This is a genomic window from Ahrensia sp. R2A130, from assembly GCF_000179775.1.
Lineage (GTDB): Bacteria > Pseudomonadota > Alphaproteobacteria > Rhizobiales > Rhizobiaceae > Pseudahrensia.
Map to the genome: position 1 here is coordinate 413,996 of NZ_AEEB01000003.1, position 16,641 is coordinate 430,636.

The following is a 16,641-nucleotide window of genomic DNA, read 5'->3' on the forward strand; positions in this document are numbered from 1 at the left end:
TCGTTCAAACGGATGGAAAGAGGTCCGGCGGCAGCGTCTTCGTGGCGATGAGCCACAGCAGCCCTGTGACGGTTACCACTGACGCAATGGTGGAGACCAGAACCATCGACGATGCTCGAACCACCCAAACATCATATTGCTGCGCGATGACGAATACGTTGGTGGCCGTTGGAAGCGAAGCCAGAATTACGGCCGCATAGACCCAAACCGGATCGAAGTCGCCCACCCAACTCAAAAGCAAATAGACAATCACCGGATGAACGATCAGCTTCACCGGTACCAAAGCCGCCATGACCTTAGGGAAATTGCCGCGCGGAGCGAGTGCTACGGTAACGCCCATTGCGAACAGAGCGCAGGGTGCCGCTGCACCCTGCAAATAGTCGAGCAACACCTGCGCCGCTTCCGGCGCTTTAAATTCTAACGCTGCAGCGGTCACACCCACGATGGTGGCCACGATGAATGGATGGGTGAAGATCTTTTTCAACACATCCCAAGCCAGCTTGAGTGGGGACTGTTTCTCCCCCTCGCCCGACATCGCCATCATCAATGGTGCCATGGCGAAATGAAGCGTGTTGTCGAAGCACAAAATCAACGCAACAGGCACCGCAGCCGGCTCGCCGAGCGCGCCAATAGCGATGCCAGGCCCCATGTAACCTATATTACCATAGGCGCCGGAAAGCCCCTGTATGGTCGATTGGCGAATATCGCCGCCGGTGTCCGCAGTGCCAATAGCGAACGCGATGGCAAAGGCGATATAGGTGCCCAAAAGGCTGGCAAATATGAACGCGAAATTACCCAATTTCTCTATGGGTGTTTGCGATAGCAAATTGTAGAACAGGGCTGGCAGCGCCACGTAGACGATGAAGAAATTCATCCACGCCAAACCACTGACATCCAGTCGTTTGTATTTCGCAGTGACGTAGCCAAGCAGAATCAGCCCAAAGAACGGCAACGCCATGGAGAGAATCGCGGCCATGTTGTCGATTTCAGTCCTTGTGTGCGGGGCTACCCGAGAAAATTTGTGATGGTGAGTGGCTAGGCCTGACGGGAATGCGGGTCAAGAAGCTTCGCTGATCAACCATATCCCCCACTGGAAGTGTGGCCACCAGTAATCTATTGTGAAGCAGCAGCAGGAGTAACGAGGCAGATATGCGCACCGCTAAGTTTCAGATCGGTCAGGTGGTTAAGCACCGGGTATATCCGTTCCGTGGAGTCGTGTTCGATGTCGATCCCACATTCGATAATACCGACGAATGGTACGATGCCATTCCCGAAGACATTCGCCCTGCCAAAGACCAGCCCTTTTACCATCTCTTCGCCGAAAACGAGGAGACTGAGTACATTGCTTACGTCTCCGAGCAGAATTTGGTGCCCGACAGTGATGACGAGCCGCTGCGCCACCCGCAAATCGATGAGATTTTTCATCGCACAGACGCTGGTGCCTACGAGCCACGCGACCAGATCAGCCACTAGGCGGTTTTTAGAATTCCAACAAAAAGGCCGATGCTCCAAGAGCATCGGCCTTTCATTATCGGCTATTGATCGGAAAGATCAGTTGCCGGATTTTGCAGCTTCCTGAGCAGCTTTCAGCTTGTCAGCAGTTTCTTTCGCTTTGCGCTTAAGCTCTTCACCAATCTTCTGATTGCGGTTCTGCACTTCATCGCGCTTCAATGGCGGGCCATCGAAGGATGCAGTGAAGCCGTTCAGGGAAACTTTCACCGGGTTTTTCTGGGCACGGAAGTTGGTGGATGTCAGCGTAACTTCACCACCGCCCTTAAGTGCCTTTACAAGACCTTCGGACAACGGAATTTCCGCAAGGCACCGGTCTGGCAGGCAAAGGCTGTAAGGCAAGGTGTTCTCCTTGCCGTTGTCGATCTTCACCTTGATGCCTTCAGGAATGTAGCGGCCTGATGGCACGGCAACCTGAAAGATACGGCGGCTGGTTGCGCCCTTCGACTGAAGCAGATTCACGCCGGTGACCAACTGGCCGGTGTTCGTGACAATGCTGTACTGAACGTTGCAGATGTCTGTTTCGCCGACTTTAGAGCAAATCTTCGCCCAGGTCGGAGCCTGCTGGGCTTGTTGGGCAGACGCAGGAGCGGCAAATGCCACCGCCAGCGACATCGCGGCAGCCGGAGCTGCAAAACGGGAAAGGTTGATCGACATGACTGGCATCCTGATATTTTGACTGTGAATGAGTGTGGACGAATTGCTTCGCGACCAACAACTTACGTTACAAATGTGCGTGCGTCCGTGTCTCTATCAATTGCGGCGTCACAATGACAAGCGGCTAAGCGCGAGACCGGTAAGCTGTTGCGCGACTGTTGCCAAACTGATGCCAACGACCAAACTTATCTAACAGCGCTATCTGGTTGATTCGCTTTCTGCGGTTGCAGACCCTTCACCAGACCAGCACCAATCTGACTGATGGCCATGCGGGGACGAAACCAATGACAATGTTGAGATGGAGTTGGGTTGCGGCACTTTCTGCAGTGCTCATATCAGTCGCGTCGCCAGCACATGCTGAGCCCCAGCATGGCATTGCCATGCGCGGTGCACCTGCACTGCCCGCTGACTACGCACATTTCCCTTACGCTAATCCCGACGCACCCAAGGGCGGAAGATTGGTCTATGGCGTGTTGGGCTCGTTTGATGACCTCAACCCGTTCGATCTGAAAAGCATCCGCACTGGCGGGAGAGGTATATGGGACCCCGTCTTCGGCAATTTGGTCATCGAGTCGCTCCTGCAGCGCTCCCGCGACGAACCATTCACGCTTTACGGCCATCTCGCTGAAAAGGTCGACATGGCGGAGGACCGCAAGAGCATCGAGTTCTTCATGAACCCCAAGGCGAAATTTGCCGATGGACAGCCGGTTACCGTCGACGACGTCATCTTCACATTCGAATTGCTGGGCGAAAAAGGGCGACCGCCTTACAATTCACGCATGAAAGCCGTCGAGAAAATGGAAAAGACCGGCGATAATTCGGTCAAGCTCACCTTCAACGACCGCGCTTCGCGCGAAACACCTATGCTTTTCGGGCTGATGCCCGTTCTACCGAAACACGCCACTGACGTGGAAAAGTTTGGTGAAAGCAACATCGAGCCTCCATTGGGCAGCGGACCTTACACCGTGTCCGAGGTGAAACCGGGCGAACGCATCACCTACCAACGCAATCCGGACTACTGGGCCAAGGACGAGCCCCAGATGAAGGGCTTCCACAATTTCGATACGGTGCGCGTGGACTATTATCGCAATGGCACCGCTCAATTCGAAGCCTTCAAGAAGGGGCTTTTCGAAATTTATCCTGAAGGCAGCCCGGCCAAGTGGCGCACGGCATACGACTTTCCAGCCGTTACAAATGGCGATGTCGTGAAGGAAGAATTCGCCAAGAAAACACCTTCGGGCATGCTGGGTTTCGTGTTCAACACACGGCGCAAACCCTTTGACAATCGCAATGTCCGCAAGGCGTTGGCCATGCTGTTCGACTTCGAATGGGCCAATGAAAACCTGTTCTTCGGCGCTTACACACGCACATCGTCTTACTGGCAAAACAGCCCGTTATCTTCGCTCGGCAGACCGGCAAGTGAAGCAGAGAAAGCTATTCTCGCCCCCTTCCCAGATGCCGTAAGCGCGGATGTTCTAGATGGCACCTACACGGCCCCAATTTCAGACGGCTCCGGTTTCGACCGTAAGTTGCTACGCGCTGCGCTGGGTATTTTACGTGGCGAGGGCTTCAAGCTGGTAGAAGGCAAGTTAGTTGGCCCTGATGGCAAGCAGCTATCGATGGAGATGCTGCTCGCAGGCGACTCCAACATTAGCGGTGCAGACGTGGAACGACTTGCTCTTTCCTACAAAGAATCTGCTGGTAAACTGGGCATCGATGTTCAACCGCGCAGCGTTGACGATGCGCAATATCAGGCGCGCAAAGGCTCGTTCGAATTCGATCTCATCGTTGCAAGCTATTCATCGTCACTGTCTCCCGGAGCTGAACAATCCTACCGCTGGGGATCGCAGTCCAAAAGCATCGAAGGTTCGTTCAATTTCGCAGGAACGGCGGAGCCCGCTATAGATGCAGCCATTGAAACTCTTCTCGCAGCACGTACCGAAGAAGAATATGTAGCTGCCGTAAGGGTTTATGATCGTTTGTTGATTTCCGGCCATTACGTCATCCCGCTATATCATCTGGGCCAACGCTTTGTCGCACGGCGCACATCCGTTAGCCGGCCTGATGCCGAACCACTCTATGGGCCCCAATACCCGACCTGGTGGTCCACCGAGGAAGTAAAATGAGTGCGCAAAACCCAACATCGAAAATAGTGTCCATCGACGTTGTATCCGACGTCATGTGTCCATGGTGCCTCATAGGCAAACGGCGCCTGGAAGAAGCCCTTGGTAAGCTTGACGATTCCATCTCAACGGAAGTTCGTTGGCGGCCCTATCAGTTGGACGCAACCCTTCCGCCGGAGGGCAAAGACCGCACGAAATATCTAGAAGACAAGTTCGGCGGCCCGGAACGCGCCCAGCAGATTTATTCCAGCATTGAAGAAGCAGGCCGTGCCGAAGGGATCGACTTCAAATTCTCCGATATCGCCGTCTCACCCAATACGCTGGATGCCCACCGCCTGATCCGCTGGGCCCAGAACGAAGGCGGCGACGTACAAAACCTGTTGGTCGAGCGGCTTTTCCAAATGTTCTTTCTCGAAGGCGCGAATATCGGCAAACACGATGTTCTTCTAGAAGCTGCCGAACACGCGGGTATGGACACCGCTATAGTGGCATCACTTCTACCCACGGAAAAAGACCGCGCTGAAGTGCAGGAAGAGATCGCAACCGCCCAACAGATGGGCGTGACCGGCGTGCCGTGCTTCATTATAGACCAGAAATACGCAGTCATGGGCGCGCAGGCCGCCGATACGCTGGTTCAGGCGATTACGGACGCTACGAAGCAGCCGGCCGACTAGAGGCCTTTGGCGATACGGTCGAAGGCCATGAGCTGTTCGAGCAACGCAGGCATCTGATCCAGCGGCACCATGTTGGGGCCGTCTGAAGACGTGGTGTTGTCGGGATCGTCATGCGTTTCGATGAACAGACCGGCCACACCAACTGCGACTGCAGCACGTGACAAGGTCGCCACGAATTCACGCTGACCACCGGTAGAACCACCCTGCCCGCCGGGCTGCTGCACAGAATGGGTGGCGTCGAACACAACCGGCGCCCCCATCGAAGCCATTTCCGGAAGCCCGCGAAAATCATTGACCAGAGTGTTGTAGCCGAAGCTCGTGCCACGCTCAGTCATCAAGACATTGCCGTTGCCGGCTCCCGTAAGTTTCCCCAGAACATTTTTCATGTCCCAAGGCGCAAGGAACTGTCCCTTTTTCACGTTGATGACGGCGCCTGTCTCAGCCGCTGCGACCAGCAAATCAGTCTGACGGCAAAGGAACGCTGGTATCTGCAAGACATCAACATGCGCGGCCACAAGCGCGCATTGCTCTGCCGTATGAACGTCTGTCACCGTTGGCAGGCCGAACTCTTTCTTCAAGTCTGAGAATATCTCAAGCGAGGCTTCAAGCCCGATACCACGGCTGGCGGAGAGGCTGGTGCGGTTCGCTTTGTCGAAGCTCGATTTGTAGACGAGACCGATGCCCAGCTTACCGCAGATTTCCTTCATCCCGCCCGCCATATCGAAAGCGTGTTGGCGGCCCTCCATCTGGCAGGGACCAGCGATCAGCGAAAACGGCGCATCCTGCGCAAAAGTAACATCGCCGACTTTTACGCTGGCTTGCGGTTCAACAGCGCTCATTATGCAACTTCCTCAAATATCATCGTGGTGCCCTGCCCGGTTCCATGGTTGGAGCCTGTGGCTTGGCCCGCAGCTTCGTCTTCAGGTGGTCGAACGACAATCCGTCCGCGCAGTTCGTCGAATGCAACGCTATTGGCAACCAACAAAGTGCGTGTGGCGCTTAGGTCGGTAACAGCAAGGATGAACGCCTCGAAACGCAATCCACGTTCGTCACGTTCCGTATCCATCCCAAAGAACGCGCGCATCCCATCCGGGCTGTAAACGGAAACCTGCGCACCCTCCACACCACCGTGTGTCGTGAACGACATGCCGAAGGAATCAACATCCATGTGTCGCTGGTTGAGGTAAGTTTGGAAGAAATACTGGAAGTCAGTCGGATTAGGTTCCGACAGAATGACTTCTTTCAAACCCACGACGCCGTTGGCATGCGCTTGTAGCGCACTGCGGTCGACCTTTGGGGCGTTCAACACCTGACAGGTAAAGAATTGCGCATCCGGAGCGCGCTGATCGCCAGCGAATGCCAGCTCGAAACTCACTTCACCGCTTTGGCCGTCTGGTGTCGAAAAAGCCCGCGAAAAATGCACCATATCGCCGCCATCGAGGCCTGTGGCCTCGTAAAGCGTCTTGTCGGCAGCTGCATCGTCAGACTTCAAAACAAGATGGGAAAAGCCTTCATTGCCGCGCCGGAAGCGATAGGTCTGGTCGTTAGCAACAAACGTGTTGCCCGCCAAAGCTGCCGCCTCGCAGGTTTCGCGTTGTGCGATGGCGATTGGTTCAAGAAACGTCTCATCTTCAAAAAACACGCAGCAATTCTCAGTTCCAAACGGATGAACGCCCGTGGGCGCTACTGTGAAGCCGAGTTTCTCGTAGCGGGAACGGGCAATATCGACGTCGGCCACTGGCAGAACCAAATGATCGAGACGACGCGGTGTGTGTTTTGTGCTCATAGCGTTCGTTTGCCCGAAGCTTGGCTCAGGTTCAAGCAGTGGAAGTTCAGGCGCCGGACGATGTTGCGCGGTCTGCTTCTTCAAGAACCGCAGGCATCGCTTCTGCAATGATATCCAGATCATGCTCAGTTCCAGCAGAAATGCGGATATGTCGGTTCAGAGGCGCAACGCCGGGCATACGAATGAAAATGTCCCGCGCAGCAAACGCCTCCACCACCGCTTTGGAAAATGCTCCGTCGCGGCCCGTGTCCATGGCAACAAAATTAGCGTGCGAACCCAATGGTGCTAGTCCGTTGTCACGCGCAATGTCGGCCAATCGGGCGTTGGCGTCAGCAATTTGTGAAACGCAGTGTGTGAGCCAGTCTCGGTCACCCAAGGCTGCAAGAGCACCGGCCTGCCCGATACGGTTCACGCCAAAATGGTTTCTCACCTTGTTGAATGCACCGATGAGATCCGCGTGACCGATGGCATATGCCATCCGCGCGCCCGCCATACCGTAGGCTTTGGAGAATGTTCGCAAACGAATGAGTTTGGTGTTGCTGACGTCTATTGGAAGCAACTCGTCTTGCGGCGCAAACTCGCAATAGGCTTCGTCGAGGCACAGCAAACCGTCATCCGGCAGTTGGTCCACAAGCTTCGTGATTACCGCTGGCTGGTGAAACGTACCCATCGGGTTGTCGGGATTGACCAGATAGGTCAGCGGCGCGTTGGTTTCCAACGTCTTTGCTGCCAGTGCATCAGGGTCTTCATACCAATCGCGATAAGGAACTGCGTGTAAGGCGCCCCCGCATGCTGCGACCTGAAAATTGAACGTAGGATAAGCGCCAAGCGACGTGACCACCGGCGTGCCGGGTTGAACCAGCAAGCGCGTCAACGTACCGAGCAGGCCGTCGATCCCCTCGCCCACCACAACGTTTTCGACGCCAACGTTGTGGTGTTCTGCAATCGCGTCACGCAGCGCGAAACTTTCCGGGTCGCCATAGCACCATGCCTCTTCAGCCGCGCATTTCTGCATGGCCTCAATGGCTTTGGGGGAAGGTCCAAACACGTTTTCATTCGCACCCAGCCGCGCACGGAAGCTGCGGCCGCGTGCCCGTTCGGTATTTTCAGGCCCGACAAAGGGAACAGTCGATGGAAGATCAGCGGCTAGTGGTGTGAAACGGGGCATGATGTCGGCAATCGCGGGCTGCTTTTTTGTAAGGTACCGCCAAGCTCCTCGTGCTGGCAATCATGTGTTGGCCGCCAGAGCCATTGCCCGCCTCAATAGCGAGGCATATGGAAAGGAATGACCGTTCAAGCGCCAGACCTTTCAATGCCAACATCGCGCTGGCGCACACCTGCGGTTTTGTTGATGGTGATGGCGGCAGCGATGCAGCTGTCCTTCGCCTCATGGTCCGCACTGCAATACAACTTTGCATTCGAGGTGCTGGGTTTCACCGGCAAGGAAATCGGGCTGCAGCAGTCTATCCGTGAAATACCGGGGTTTCTCTCATTCGCCGCGGTGTTCTTCCTGTTGGCCATCCGTGAGCAAACTTTTGCTATGGTATCGCTGGCACTATTGGCTTTGGGAACCGCCGCAACAGGCGTGTTTCCAAGCCATATGGGCTTCTACATCACCACCTTCATCGGGTCCGTAGGGTTTCACTACTACGAGACGATGCATCAATCGCTCAGCCTGCAATGGCTTCCCAAGGCGACGGCGGCAAAAACCATGGGCCGTATTCTGGGAGTTGGTTCATTAGCGCAGCTTGCTGCTTACGGTGCGATTTTCGGCATCGGAAACGTGTTCGCGGTCAGCTACACTGTCATGTTTGCAGCGGCGGGTGTCGTTACGCTGGCGTTTGTAGCTTTCATGGTTGCAGCTTGGCCGACCTATCCAGAGGCAACCGCGCAAACAAAATCCCTGATCGTGCGAAAGCGCTACTGGCTTTACTACGCTATAACGTTTTTGGCAGGCGCGAGACGTCAAATCTTTCTCGTCTTCGCCAGTTGGATGATGGTCGAACGCTTCGACTACAGCTTTGCTGATGTGGCAGGCCTGTTCTTTGCCAACGCGCTGGTGATGATGATTTCCGCACCATTGTTGGGCCAGTTCATCGGCCGCATCGGTGATCGCAATGCGATGATCGTGCAATATGCAGGCTTGGCCATGGTGTTCACCGCCTACGCCTTCGTCACCGATCCGATGATCGCGATTGCACTCTACATCATCGACCACGCCTTCTTCGCGATGGAGATTGCCAAGAAAACCTATTTTCAAAAGATCGCAGACCCTGCCGATATTGCGGGCACAACGGGTGTCGCTTTCACCATCAATCACATTGCCGCCGTTTTCATTCCGGTAGGCTTTGGCATCCTGTGGCTTACCAGTCCGGCGGCTGTGTTTTTGTGCGGAACTGCGATGGCCTTGGCTTCACTAGGTCTCGCGTTTCTTGTGCCGAAAGAGCCGGTACCGGGTTACGAGTGGATCGGCGCGAAAGCAGGAACCGGATAGCGATACTGCACGTAGCTGTTACTTGCAGAAACGATAACATTCGCATCAGATGCGGCGATGAGAACGAGAAAGGGCCGTGATGCGACGCTTGCTAGCCATTACCGGCCTTATCCTTCTCGCTGGCTGCCAGTCGGTTTCCGAGAACCGTGTTTCGGTCGATTATTATTCGATCAAGGGCAACAGCACCGCTGATTTGGATCGGGAAATCCTCCGCAAAGGCCCGAAATTGACCGGCGGACGCCACGCTGTTGCAGTGGCGCGCATCAAAATCATTCCGCAGATTCGCTTCAAACCTACGCAGAACCAATGTGCCATTCGCTCGGCCAATGTAACGGTGGATGCGAAAGTCACACTTCCCAAATGGACTGGCCGCGCGAAAGCCAAGGGTGAGCTGGCGGCTGCTTGGGACAATATGGACGCCTATACGCGCCTGCATGAGGCCGTTCACGTGCGTATCGCATTCGCATTCGCCAAACGAATCGAAGAGCAGTTGAAAGAGCTTGAGCCGGGGCCGGACTGTGCCGATGTGCGCAAGCGCGGTATGGCAATCGTCGATCGCGAGTTGGAAACGCACCACGCGATGCAGCAAAAATTTGACGCTGATGAACAGACGCGCATTGCAGGCTTGGTCGCTAAACAGCGCAACTCGCGGATGTTAAAGCGCGGCACCTAGTGGCCCGATTGCCGCAATAAGATTACAAACGCTGGCCTTGGGCTATTCAGTTAGTATTGTCGCGCTACAGTTGGCGCAGGCGTGGCAAAGGTGATGGGCAAGTAGCGTGGTATTTTCGGGTTTCAAACGGCTTGTCGCAATCTGCCTAGGCACGTCGATTATGGCTGCAGTCAGCATTTCGGCTCCTGCCCATGCCGCCAAAGGGCTGAAGATCAAGGAAAGCACGAAATACTACCGTATTTCCGGCAAAACACCCTCTGACTTCGCTAAATCCATGAGCCGCAAAGGCCCATTTTCTCTTCAGCACCGCAAACGTGCGTGGGCGACGGCTTCGCGCGATGTGACGTATCAACTCGTTCGCCGCAAAACGTCAAAGGGTTGTCGCATCATCAATGCGAAGGTCGCGTTGAAAATCACATACACGCTGCCAAAGCTGTCGAGCACCAAAGGTGTCACGAAGCGGCACCGTAAACGCTGGCGGCAAATGTCGAACCTGCTGGTCAAGCACGAGCGCGTGCATGGTCGTTACTACAAGGAATTCGCACAAAAGGTGCATCGCGGCCTGCGCAAGCTACCCCGCTCCAAGACGTGCCGCCAATTGGACCGTCGCGCTGCGAAACTGGTTGATCGGTTAAGCGAGCAGGATAGTGAACGTAATAACCTGTTCGATGCCCGCGACAAGCGAAACTACAGCCGCATGACCCGCCTCTATACGTTGCGCTAATCAGCGAAGCCGCTGGAAACTCGTCAGCCGAGTTGTTGCAGCGCAGGGAACGTTTCCAGCAACCAGAACGCCATGGTCTGCATTCCGCCGGTTAGGAATGCGATGCCTGTTAGCACGAGCAGCAGGCCCATAGCCTTTTCCACCAACCCCAAATGCCGCCGGAACCTCTGCAGGAACCGCAGGAACGGGCCTGCAAACAGCGCGGCAAGCATGAACGGTATGCCGAGGCCCAACGAGTAGACACCCAGCATAAAAGCGCCCTCACCCACAGTATCGCTGGTGCTTGCCATGCCGAGAATCACGCCGAGAATTGGTCCGATGCAGGGCGTCCAGCCAAACGCGAAAGCCAACCCCATTACGAATGCACCAGCGGCTGTCGCGCTGCGGGTGAGTTCCGGGCTGACCTGCACGCGGGCTTCGCGATACATCAACGCGAATCTGAACACGCCGAGGAAATGAAGCCCCATGGCGATGATGACCACACCTGCAATCGTCGACAGCACGTCCTGATTCTGCCGGATGACCTGCGAGAACGTGGAAGCACCAGCGCCAAGCGCCACGAATACACAGGTGAAACCCAGAACAAAAAACGCCGCATTGCCCAAAGCGCGGTTGCGAATGGTACGGCTGTCCTGCTCCCCGGTCAGCTCATCGAGCGACGAACCGGCAAGATAAGTCAGGTATGGCGGCACAAGTGGCAGCACACACGGCGACAGAAACGACAGCAGTCCTGCAAACAGGGTGCCAAGAAGGGTGAGTTCAGAAGTCATCAGCAGCTTATCGGATCACAGGTTAGGACAGCGGTGCCACAAAATGGCGGCATCGGGCACTCCACAATATGTCACCTTCTCGTTAGCAATGTCTGTGCCCGATGTCCGTGCAATGTCATCTTGATAAAAAGTTGTCGGATGCGCGACTTTTTCAACCACGTTGGCACGTGCTGGTTGACGCTTGAAGAACCTTTGCATATTGCATCGCCATCCGCTGCGGAAACGCGCCGGAGAGCCCATAGCTCAGTTGGTAGAGCGCCTCACTTTTAATGAGGATGTCCACGGTTCGAGTCCGTGTGGGCTCACCATTTTCCATTTAGCCAGAGCCGAACGATATGAGCGAGCGCGACGAGACATCGGCGACGTTCCAGTTTGCCGTTCACAACACCGATGGCGAAGCACGTCGCGGCACTTTGTCGATGCCTCGTGGCTCGATCCGCACGCCCGCATATATGCCCGTAGGAACCGCAGGCACGGTGAAGGCCATGTATATGGATCAGGTTCGCGACCTGGGCGCAGACGTGATTCTCGGCAACACGTACCACCTGATGCTGCGCCCCGGCGCAGAGCGCGTGGCAAAGCTTGGCGGTTTGCACGAGTTTGCCCGCTGGCCCCACCCGATCCTCACCGATTCAGGCGGGTTTCAGGTCATGTCGCTCGCCAATCTGCGTAAGATGAGCGAACAGGGTGTGACCTTCAAAAGCCATATCGACGGCGCAAAATACGAGTTAACTCCTGAACGCTCTATCGAAATTCAGGCACTGCTCGACAGCGATATTCAGATGCAACTCGACGAATGCATCGCCCTGCCCGCGTCTCGCGATGAAATAGAACGTGCGATGCAGCTTTCATTGCGTTGGGCAGAACGCAGCCACACAGCCTTCAAAACACAATCGGATCACAGCGCCCGCGCTATGTTCGGTATCGTGCAGGGCGGCGATGATGAAGCACTTCGTGTCGAATCAGCCCGCGCACTTCGTGCAATGGACATGAAGGGCTATTCCATCGGCGGCCTTGCGGTAGGCGAACCGCAGGAAACAATGCTGCGGATGCTGGAGACGGTATGCCCTGAACTGCCTTCAGAAAAACCGCGTTACCTGATGGGCGTTGGCACACCGGACGATTTGCTAAAGTCCATCGCGCGGGGCGTCGATATGTTCGATTGCGTAATGCCAACCCGCGCGGGTCGCCATGCCACGGCTTACACCCGCTTCGGAAAATTGAACCTGCGCAATGCCCGCCACGCGGAAGATCATCGTCCACTAGACGAACAATCTGACTGCCCGGCTGCGCGCGACTACAGCCGCGCCTATATTCACCACCTCATGCGTGCCAACGAAGCGTTGGGTGGAATGCTGCTGACTTGGAGCAATCTTGCCTATTACCAACAGCTAATGGCTGGAGCGCGTGACGCAATCGAACAGGGCCGTTACGCGGATTACATGGCCGAAACCCAAGACGGTTGGGCCAAAGGCGATATAGCTGCGCTGTAGCCGTTTCTAGGTAGCGACAGCAGCGCCCTTGCGGACCTGCACACCGGCAATGCGCCAAGTGCCATCCGCCTGCTTTTCCAGCGTGTATAAAGCTGCGTACGCAAAGCCATCAGGTCCAATGATGTCGACTTCCTGATACATGACTTTGCCTTCAAGGCGATTGCGCCCGAAAGTCCAGCTCTGCGCACCGTAAATAACGCTATAGCCACTTTTGACCATGCCAACAAAACGGTCTGTGTTTCCGAACATTTTACGGATATTGGGCGAAGCGTATCCAAACGCTTCATCGTGCTTACGCGCCCTGAACGCACGCATCTGCCCACCAATAACGGTTTCTGCACTTTCAAAACTCACACTTTGCGCGAAAGCAGGCGCCGCAGTCGATACCGCAACAATCGGCAATGAAAGCGAAATCGCTAGCGCAATTGCCTTGGGAAGAGTTGAAGTTAAAGCCATTGTAGTCTCCTCGCGTGCCCGCAGTTGGTTATCGGAGTAACGTCGCAAAAGCATGGCTGGTTTCAGCGTAGTATGTCCACGCGACCTATGGGCTCGCTCTAGCCGCGATATTCCAGCAACAGGTCCGCAATTACCTGACTGTCGATAGCAGAAGAATCACCAAGGCTCGTTGAAGTTAGGGCCGATGTGACGGCAAAGTGGGGGCAATGGAGCCTGCCGAACGAGAATTATTTATGCGTAAAATACCCGTCGTAATCGCAGCAATGCTGACCGCGTTGCTGCTTTTTGCCCTGCCTGCCCAAGCGCGTGTCATCGCGCCCAACACAAGCCAGCCCGATTTTACTGAACTAATCGACGCTGATGGTTTGGTGATCAATGTTGCCCAACAGAAAACTCTTCGTGAGCGTTGGAAAGCCCGTGCAAAGAAACGCGCCAAGCAGCGTGAACGCGCTCGTTCACGTGACCGTGCAAGACGCGCGAAAGCACGTCGGATCAAGCAGTCGAGACAGCGAACGGCGAAGGCCCAAAAGCGCCGTGCGGCTCGTGCGAAACTCTATCAGCGCACAGCCGTTCGCTACAGAACGCGCGAAAAAGCAGGTACTATCATCGTCGATACTGGCAGCAAGCATCTCTACCATGTGCTCGGCAACGGCCGCGCAATGCGCTATGGCGTGGCGGTGGGTAAAGCCGGTTTTGGCTGGAAAGGCAGCGCCCGCATCAAACGTAAGGCCAAATGGCCGACCTGGACGCCACCGGCTTCCATGATCAAGCGCAAACCGCATCTGGCAAAATGGCGCAACGGCCAGCCAGGCGGCCCTGCAAATCCATTGGGTGCGGCTGCGCTCTATCTCTATCAGGGCAAGCGCGACACGCTGTACCGCATCCACGGTACTAACAATCCCGCTTCCATCGGCACCGCCTCTTCAAGCGGCTGTGTACGGCTGCGTAACGAAGACATCCAGCATCTCTACGCCAATGTTGGGCGCAACGTGAAAGTGATCGTGCGCTAGCAAGCCGCGAATTATCGAGCTTTTGTAGGCGGCACTTCGAAAGAGGTGTCGCCTATTTTTGTTTCAGCGCTTAATGCGGGGAAAAGCAGCGACGAGTCACCATAGCTGTAAAAGCGGTATTGGTTTTCAATCGCGTGTTCGTAAGCTCTGCGCATCGTATCCAAGCCAGCAAATGCCGACACCAGCATAAAAAGCGTAGATTTCGGCAAATGGAAATTTGTCATCAGCGCATCGACGGCTAGGAAATTATAACCGGGTTGGATGAAAATATCCGTTGCGCCCTGCCAAGCCGTGACTTTCCCAGTTTCCTGTGCCGCGCTTTCCAGCAGTCGTAATGAGGTCGTACCGACAGCGACGACTTTGCCGCCACGAGATCGAACCCGCGCGAGCGCATCTGCTGTCTCTTGTGTAACAATGCCGCGTTCGCTGTGCATCACATGGTCATCTGTATCGTCCACTTTCACGGGCAAGAACGTGCCTGCACCGACGTGCAAGGTCACGAAGTGCCGCTCGATGCCACGCGCGTCGAGCTTAGCCATAAGCTCGTCGGTAAAGTGTAGGCCAGCGGTTGGGGCTGCAACTGCGCCTTCGTCGCGGGCATATATAGTTTGATAATCGCTGCGGTCCCGCTCGTCTTCGCCTCGTTTGAGCGCGATATAAGGCGGCAAAGGTATATGCCCGCGTTTGGCCAACGCGTCCCGCAAGGCTTGGCCGGATCTGTTGAACCGAAACACGATCTCGCCAGCGTCGCCCTTTTCGAGCACTTCAGCCGTGAAATCCGCGCCACCGAACTCGACCAATTCGCCCAATTTCAGCTTTTTGGCACCCCGGACAAAAGCACGCCACGTATCCGGCGCTTCTTCCATATGAAGTGTCAGCCCAACACGCGCCTCAACATCTTCACGACGCCGAATGCCTTCCAATTGAGCCGGAATAACCTTGGTGTCATTGAAGACCAATGCATCGCCGGGCGACAGCAGCTCAGCCAACTCGTTCACAACACGATCCGCCAGTTCACCGTCACGTCCCGCGTTGATGGTAAGCAATTTTGCTGAATCGCGCGGATTGACCGGACGGAGAGCTATCCGCTCCTCCGGCAGCTCAAAATCAAATGCGTCGATTTTCACGACCGTCTCCTCAACAAAACCAGACCTTCAACAAAAAAAGGCGCCACAGGCTTTCGCCCGCAGCGCCCAGATATTCGAGCCGCTAGCTTACGCGTCAGCAGCCACTTTCATGGTCGTGATGCTGTCGGGGTTCTTCGGTGGCTCGCCACGCGAGAACTCATCGACGTTCTCCATGCCTTCGATCACGCGGCCCCAAGCGGTGTACTGCTTGTCGAGGAAGGTCGCATCATCAAAGCAGATGAAGAACTGCGAGTTCGCGCTATTGGGGTTCTGCGAACGCGCCATGGAGCAAACGCCGCGCACGTGTTTCGTGTCGTTGAATTCAGCCTTCAGGTCCGGCTTCTTGGAACCGCCCATGCCGCTGCCTGTTGGGTCACCGCCTTGAGCCATGAAACCATCGATCACGCGATGGAAAATGATGCCGTCGTAGAAATTCTCGCGGGCCAATTCCTTAATGCGCGCGGCATGTTCTGGCGCCTCTTCGGTCAGAAGCTCAATCACGACTTCACCCTTAGTGGTGTCGAGAATGAGTGTGTTTTCGGGGTCTTTGATGTCAGCCATGCTGCAGTCCTTTGAGATTTTGAAATGAATTCGCGAGATGCATTAGCCTTGGTCGGCGGTCCGCATTTTCACGATAGTGTCTGGGTTCGAGACCGAGCCGTTGTTGGCGCTGGTGCCTTTTTTGATCGCATCGACGTTGCCCATGCCATCGGTCACACGTCCAAAGACGGTGTATTGGTTGTTCAGGAACTCGCCATCATCGAACATGATGAAGAACTGCGAGTTTGCGCTGTTCGGGTTCTGCGAACGCGCCATGCCGACCACACCGCGCTTGAACGGAACCGACGAAAATTCGGCTGGAACGTCCGGCAAATCGGAACCGCCAGTGCCATCGCCGCGCGGGTCGCCGGTCTGGGCCATAAAGCCCGGAATGACGCGGTGAAACTTCAAACCGTCGTAGAAGCCCTTGTTAGCGAGCGTCTTCAGGCGCTCAACGTGTTTTGGTGCCACATCCGGCAAAAGCTCGATGGTAACAGGACCATCCTTCAACTGCATGATGAGGGTGTTGGCCTTATCAGCAGCGATAGCCGCGAACGACACGGTCATGCTCAGGCCCAAAGCAAGGGCAGCAGCAAGTTTCATAT

Annotated in this window: 18 protein-coding genes and 1 tRNA gene; 9 read left to right on the forward strand and 10 right to left on the reverse strand. The window is 55.6% G+C overall.

Annotation, left to right across the window (positions count from 1 at the left end; translation table 11 throughout):
- Nucleotides 1-4: 4 nt before the first annotated feature.
- On the reverse strand, nt 5-976 hold the full coding sequence (locus R2A130_RS02735) for an AEC family transporter (protein ID WP_009463427.1): 972 nt from the start codon (nt 974-976) through the stop codon (nt 5-7).
- Between the two features lie 173 nt (nt 977-1,149).
- Between R2A130_RS02735 and hspQ the strand changes: the two genes are divergently transcribed.
- Nucleotides 1,150-1,473, forward strand: a complete 324-nt coding sequence (gene hspQ, locus R2A130_RS02740) for a heat shock protein HspQ (protein WP_009463428.1) — start codon at nt 1,150-1,152, stop codon at nt 1,471-1,473.
- Between the two features lie 78 nt (nt 1,474-1,551).
- On the opposite strand, the gene R2A130_RS02745 is transcribed toward hspQ, so the two are convergent.
- Nucleotides 1,552-2,166 carry an invasion associated locus B family protein gene (locus tag R2A130_RS02745; RefSeq protein WP_009463429.1) on the reverse strand — a complete coding sequence of 205 codons (615 nt, stop codon included), beginning with the start codon at nt 2,164-2,166 and terminating at the stop codon, nt 1,552-1,554.
- Nucleotides 2,167-2,450: 284 nt separating this feature from the next.
- Between R2A130_RS02745 and R2A130_RS02750 the strand changes: the two genes are divergently transcribed.
- Together R2A130_RS02750 and R2A130_RS02755 are read left to right on the forward strand one after the other, a co-directional pair.
- Complete coding sequence (locus R2A130_RS02750; protein WP_009463430.1) at nt 2,451-4,292, forward strand: extracellular solute-binding protein; 1,842 nt, start codon at nt 2,451-2,453, stop codon at nt 4,290-4,292.
- Entirely contained in the window at nt 4,289-4,963 is a 675-nt protein-coding gene (locus R2A130_RS02755; RefSeq protein ID WP_009463431.1) for a DsbA family oxidoreductase, read from the forward strand. Before R2A130_RS02750 ends, R2A130_RS02755 begins: the two co-directional genes overlap by 4 nt.
- Here the strand turns inward: R2A130_RS02755 and kdsA are convergent.
- From kdsA to R2A130_RS02770, 3 genes are read right to left on the reverse strand one after another with little or no spacing between them, the layout of a single operon-like run.
- Entirely contained in the window at nt 4,960-5,802 is an 843-nt protein-coding gene (gene kdsA / locus R2A130_RS02760; RefSeq protein WP_009463432.1) for a 3-deoxy-8-phosphooctulonate synthase, read from the reverse strand. The two genes, R2A130_RS02755 and kdsA, sit on opposite strands and share 4 nt — an antisense overlap.
- Nucleotides 5,802-6,749, reverse strand: coding sequence for a VOC family protein (locus R2A130_RS02765; RefSeq protein WP_009463434.1), 948 nt, complete (start codon nt 6,747-6,749; stop codon nt 5,802-5,804). The genes kdsA and R2A130_RS02765 overlap by 1 nt, the downstream gene beginning before the upstream one ends.
- Before the next feature lie 46 nt (nt 6,750-6,795).
- Nucleotides 6,796-7,917 (reverse strand): pyridoxal phosphate-dependent aminotransferase, encoded by a 1,122-nt coding sequence (locus R2A130_RS02770; RefSeq protein WP_040304583.1) that lies wholly within the window; start codon nt 7,915-7,917, stop codon nt 6,796-6,798.
- 117 nt (nt 7,918-8,034) lie between these two features.
- Here R2A130_RS02770 and R2A130_RS02775 point away from each other — a divergent pair, with 117 nt between their 5' ends.
- The 3 genes from R2A130_RS02775 (at nt 8,035) to R2A130_RS02785 (ending at nt 10,640) form a co-directional block, all read left to right on the forward strand.
- The gene (locus R2A130_RS02775; protein ID WP_009463438.1) at nt 8,035-9,243 is read left to right on the forward strand and encodes an MFS transporter; all 1,209 of its coding nucleotides are present in this window, start codon (nt 8,035-8,037) and stop codon (nt 9,241-9,243) included.
- A 79-nt stretch (nt 9,244-9,322) separates the two neighbouring features.
- A complete protein-coding gene (locus R2A130_RS02780) occupies nt 9,323-9,916 on the forward strand; it encodes a DUF922 domain-containing protein (protein WP_009463440.1) in 594 nt (197 codons plus the stop codon).
- Nucleotides 9,917-10,076: 160 nt separating this feature from the next.
- Nucleotides 10,077-10,640 carry a DUF922 domain-containing protein gene (locus tag R2A130_RS02785; protein WP_040304586.1) on the forward strand — a complete coding sequence of 188 codons (564 nt, stop codon included), beginning with the start codon at nt 10,077-10,079 and terminating at the stop codon, nt 10,638-10,640.
- 23 nt (nt 10,641-10,663) lie between these two features.
- On the opposite strand, the gene R2A130_RS02790 is transcribed toward R2A130_RS02785, so the two are convergent.
- A complete protein-coding gene (locus R2A130_RS02790) occupies nt 10,664-11,410 on the reverse strand; it encodes a cytochrome c biogenesis CcdA family protein (RefSeq protein WP_009463444.1) in 747 nt (248 codons plus the stop codon).
- A 232-nt stretch (nt 11,411-11,642) separates the two neighbouring features.
- On the opposite strand from R2A130_RS02790, the gene R2A130_RS02800 reads away from it, so the two are divergent.
- Nucleotides 11,643-11,718 (forward strand) — tRNA-Lys (locus tag R2A130_RS02800).
- Nucleotides 11,719-11,745: 27 nt separating this feature from the next.
- Nucleotides 11,746-12,903, forward strand: a complete 1,158-nt coding sequence (gene tgt, locus R2A130_RS02805; RefSeq protein WP_009463446.1) for a tRNA guanosine(34) transglycosylase Tgt — start codon at nt 11,746-11,748, stop codon at nt 12,901-12,903.
- Between the two features lie 6 nt (nt 12,904-12,909).
- On the opposite strand, the gene R2A130_RS02810 is transcribed toward tgt, so the two are convergent.
- Nucleotides 12,910-13,359 (reverse strand): DUF4864 domain-containing protein, encoded by a 450-nt coding sequence (locus R2A130_RS02810; RefSeq protein WP_009463448.1) that lies wholly within the window; start codon nt 13,357-13,359, stop codon nt 12,910-12,912.
- A gap of 233 nt (nt 13,360-13,592) precedes the next feature.
- On the opposite strand from R2A130_RS02810, the gene R2A130_RS17360 reads away from it, so the two are divergent.
- On the forward strand, nt 13,593-14,369 hold the full coding sequence (locus tag R2A130_RS17360) for a L,D-transpeptidase (protein ID WP_247869230.1): 777 nt from the start codon (nt 13,593-13,595) through the stop codon (nt 14,367-14,369).
- 11 nt (nt 14,370-14,380) lie between these two features.
- On the opposite strand, the gene queA is transcribed toward R2A130_RS17360, so the two are convergent.
- The 3 genes from queA to R2A130_RS02830 all read right to left on the reverse strand — a co-directional run bounded on the left by queA (nt 14,381) and on the right by R2A130_RS02830 (nt 16,639).
- Nucleotides 14,381-15,496, reverse strand: coding sequence for a tRNA preQ1(34) S-adenosylmethionine ribosyltransferase-isomerase QueA (gene queA, locus R2A130_RS02820; protein WP_009463452.1), 1,116 nt, complete (start codon nt 15,494-15,496; stop codon nt 14,381-14,383).
- An 87-nt stretch (nt 15,497-15,583) separates the two neighbouring features.
- On the reverse strand, nt 15,584-16,057 hold the full coding sequence (locus tag R2A130_RS02825; RefSeq protein ID WP_009463454.1) for a peptidylprolyl isomerase: 474 nt from the start codon (nt 16,055-16,057) through the stop codon (nt 15,584-15,586).
- Nucleotides 16,058-16,099: 42 nt separating this feature from the next.
- Complete coding sequence (locus tag R2A130_RS02830; protein WP_009463456.1) at nt 16,100-16,639, reverse strand: peptidylprolyl isomerase; 540 nt, start codon at nt 16,637-16,639, stop codon at nt 16,100-16,102.
- Between the last annotated feature and the right edge of the window lie 2 nt (nt 16,640-16,641).

Bases quoted from the DNA above. Each gene is read 5' to 3' on its own strand.
- R2A130_RS02735 (WP_009463427.1), bottom strand. From the start codon at position 976: ATGGCCGCGATTCTCTCCATGGCGTTGCCGTTCTTTGGGCTGATTCTG.
- hspQ (WP_009463428.1), top strand. From the start codon at position 1,150: ATGCGCACCGCTAAGTTTCAGATCGGTCAGGTGGTTAAGCACCGGGTA.
- R2A130_RS02745 (WP_009463429.1), bottom strand. From the start codon at position 2,166: ATGTCGATCAACCTTTCCCGTTTTGCAGCTCCGGCTGCCGCGATGTCG.
- R2A130_RS02750 (WP_009463430.1), top strand. From the start codon at position 2,451: ATGACAATGTTGAGATGGAGTTGGGTTGCGGCACTTTCTGCAGTGCTC.
- R2A130_RS02755 (WP_009463431.1), top strand. From the start codon at position 4,289: ATGAGTGCGCAAAACCCAACATCGAAAATAGTGTCCATCGACGTTGTA.
- kdsA (WP_009463432.1), bottom strand. From the start codon at position 5,802: ATGAGCGCTGTTGAACCGCAAGCCAGCGTAAAAGTCGGCGATGTTACT.
- R2A130_RS02765 (WP_009463434.1), bottom strand. From the start codon at position 6,749: ATGAGCACAAAACACACACCGCGTCGTCTCGATCATTTGGTTCTGCCA.
- R2A130_RS02770 (WP_040304583.1), bottom strand. From the start codon at position 7,917: ATGCCCCGTTTCACACCACTAGCCGCTGATCTTCCATCGACTGTTCCC.
- R2A130_RS02775 (WP_009463438.1), top strand. From the start codon at position 8,035: ATGACCGTTCAAGCGCCAGACCTTTCAATGCCAACATCGCGCTGGCGC.
- R2A130_RS02780 (WP_009463440.1), top strand. From the start codon at position 9,323: ATGCGACGCTTGCTAGCCATTACCGGCCTTATCCTTCTCGCTGGCTGC.
- R2A130_RS02785 (WP_040304586.1), top strand. From the start codon at position 10,077: ATGGCTGCAGTCAGCATTTCGGCTCCTGCCCATGCCGCCAAAGGGCTG.
- R2A130_RS02790 (WP_009463444.1), bottom strand. From the start codon at position 11,410: ATGACTTCTGAACTCACCCTTCTTGGCACCCTGTTTGCAGGACTGCTG.
- tgt (WP_009463446.1), top strand. From the start codon at position 11,746: ATGAGCGAGCGCGACGAGACATCGGCGACGTTCCAGTTTGCCGTTCAC.
- R2A130_RS02810 (WP_009463448.1), bottom strand. From the start codon at position 13,359: ATGGCTTTAACTTCAACTCTTCCCAAGGCAATTGCGCTAGCGATTTCG.
- R2A130_RS17360 (WP_247869230.1), top strand. From the start codon at position 13,593: ATGCGTAAAATACCCGTCGTAATCGCAGCAATGCTGACCGCGTTGCTG.
- R2A130_RS02825 (WP_009463454.1), bottom strand. From the start codon at position 16,057: ATGGCTGACATCAAAGACCCCGAAAACACACTCATTCTCGACACCACT.
- R2A130_RS02830 (WP_009463456.1), bottom strand. From the start codon at position 16,639: ATGAAACTTGCTGCTGCCCTTGCTTTGGGCCTGAGCATGACCGTGTCG.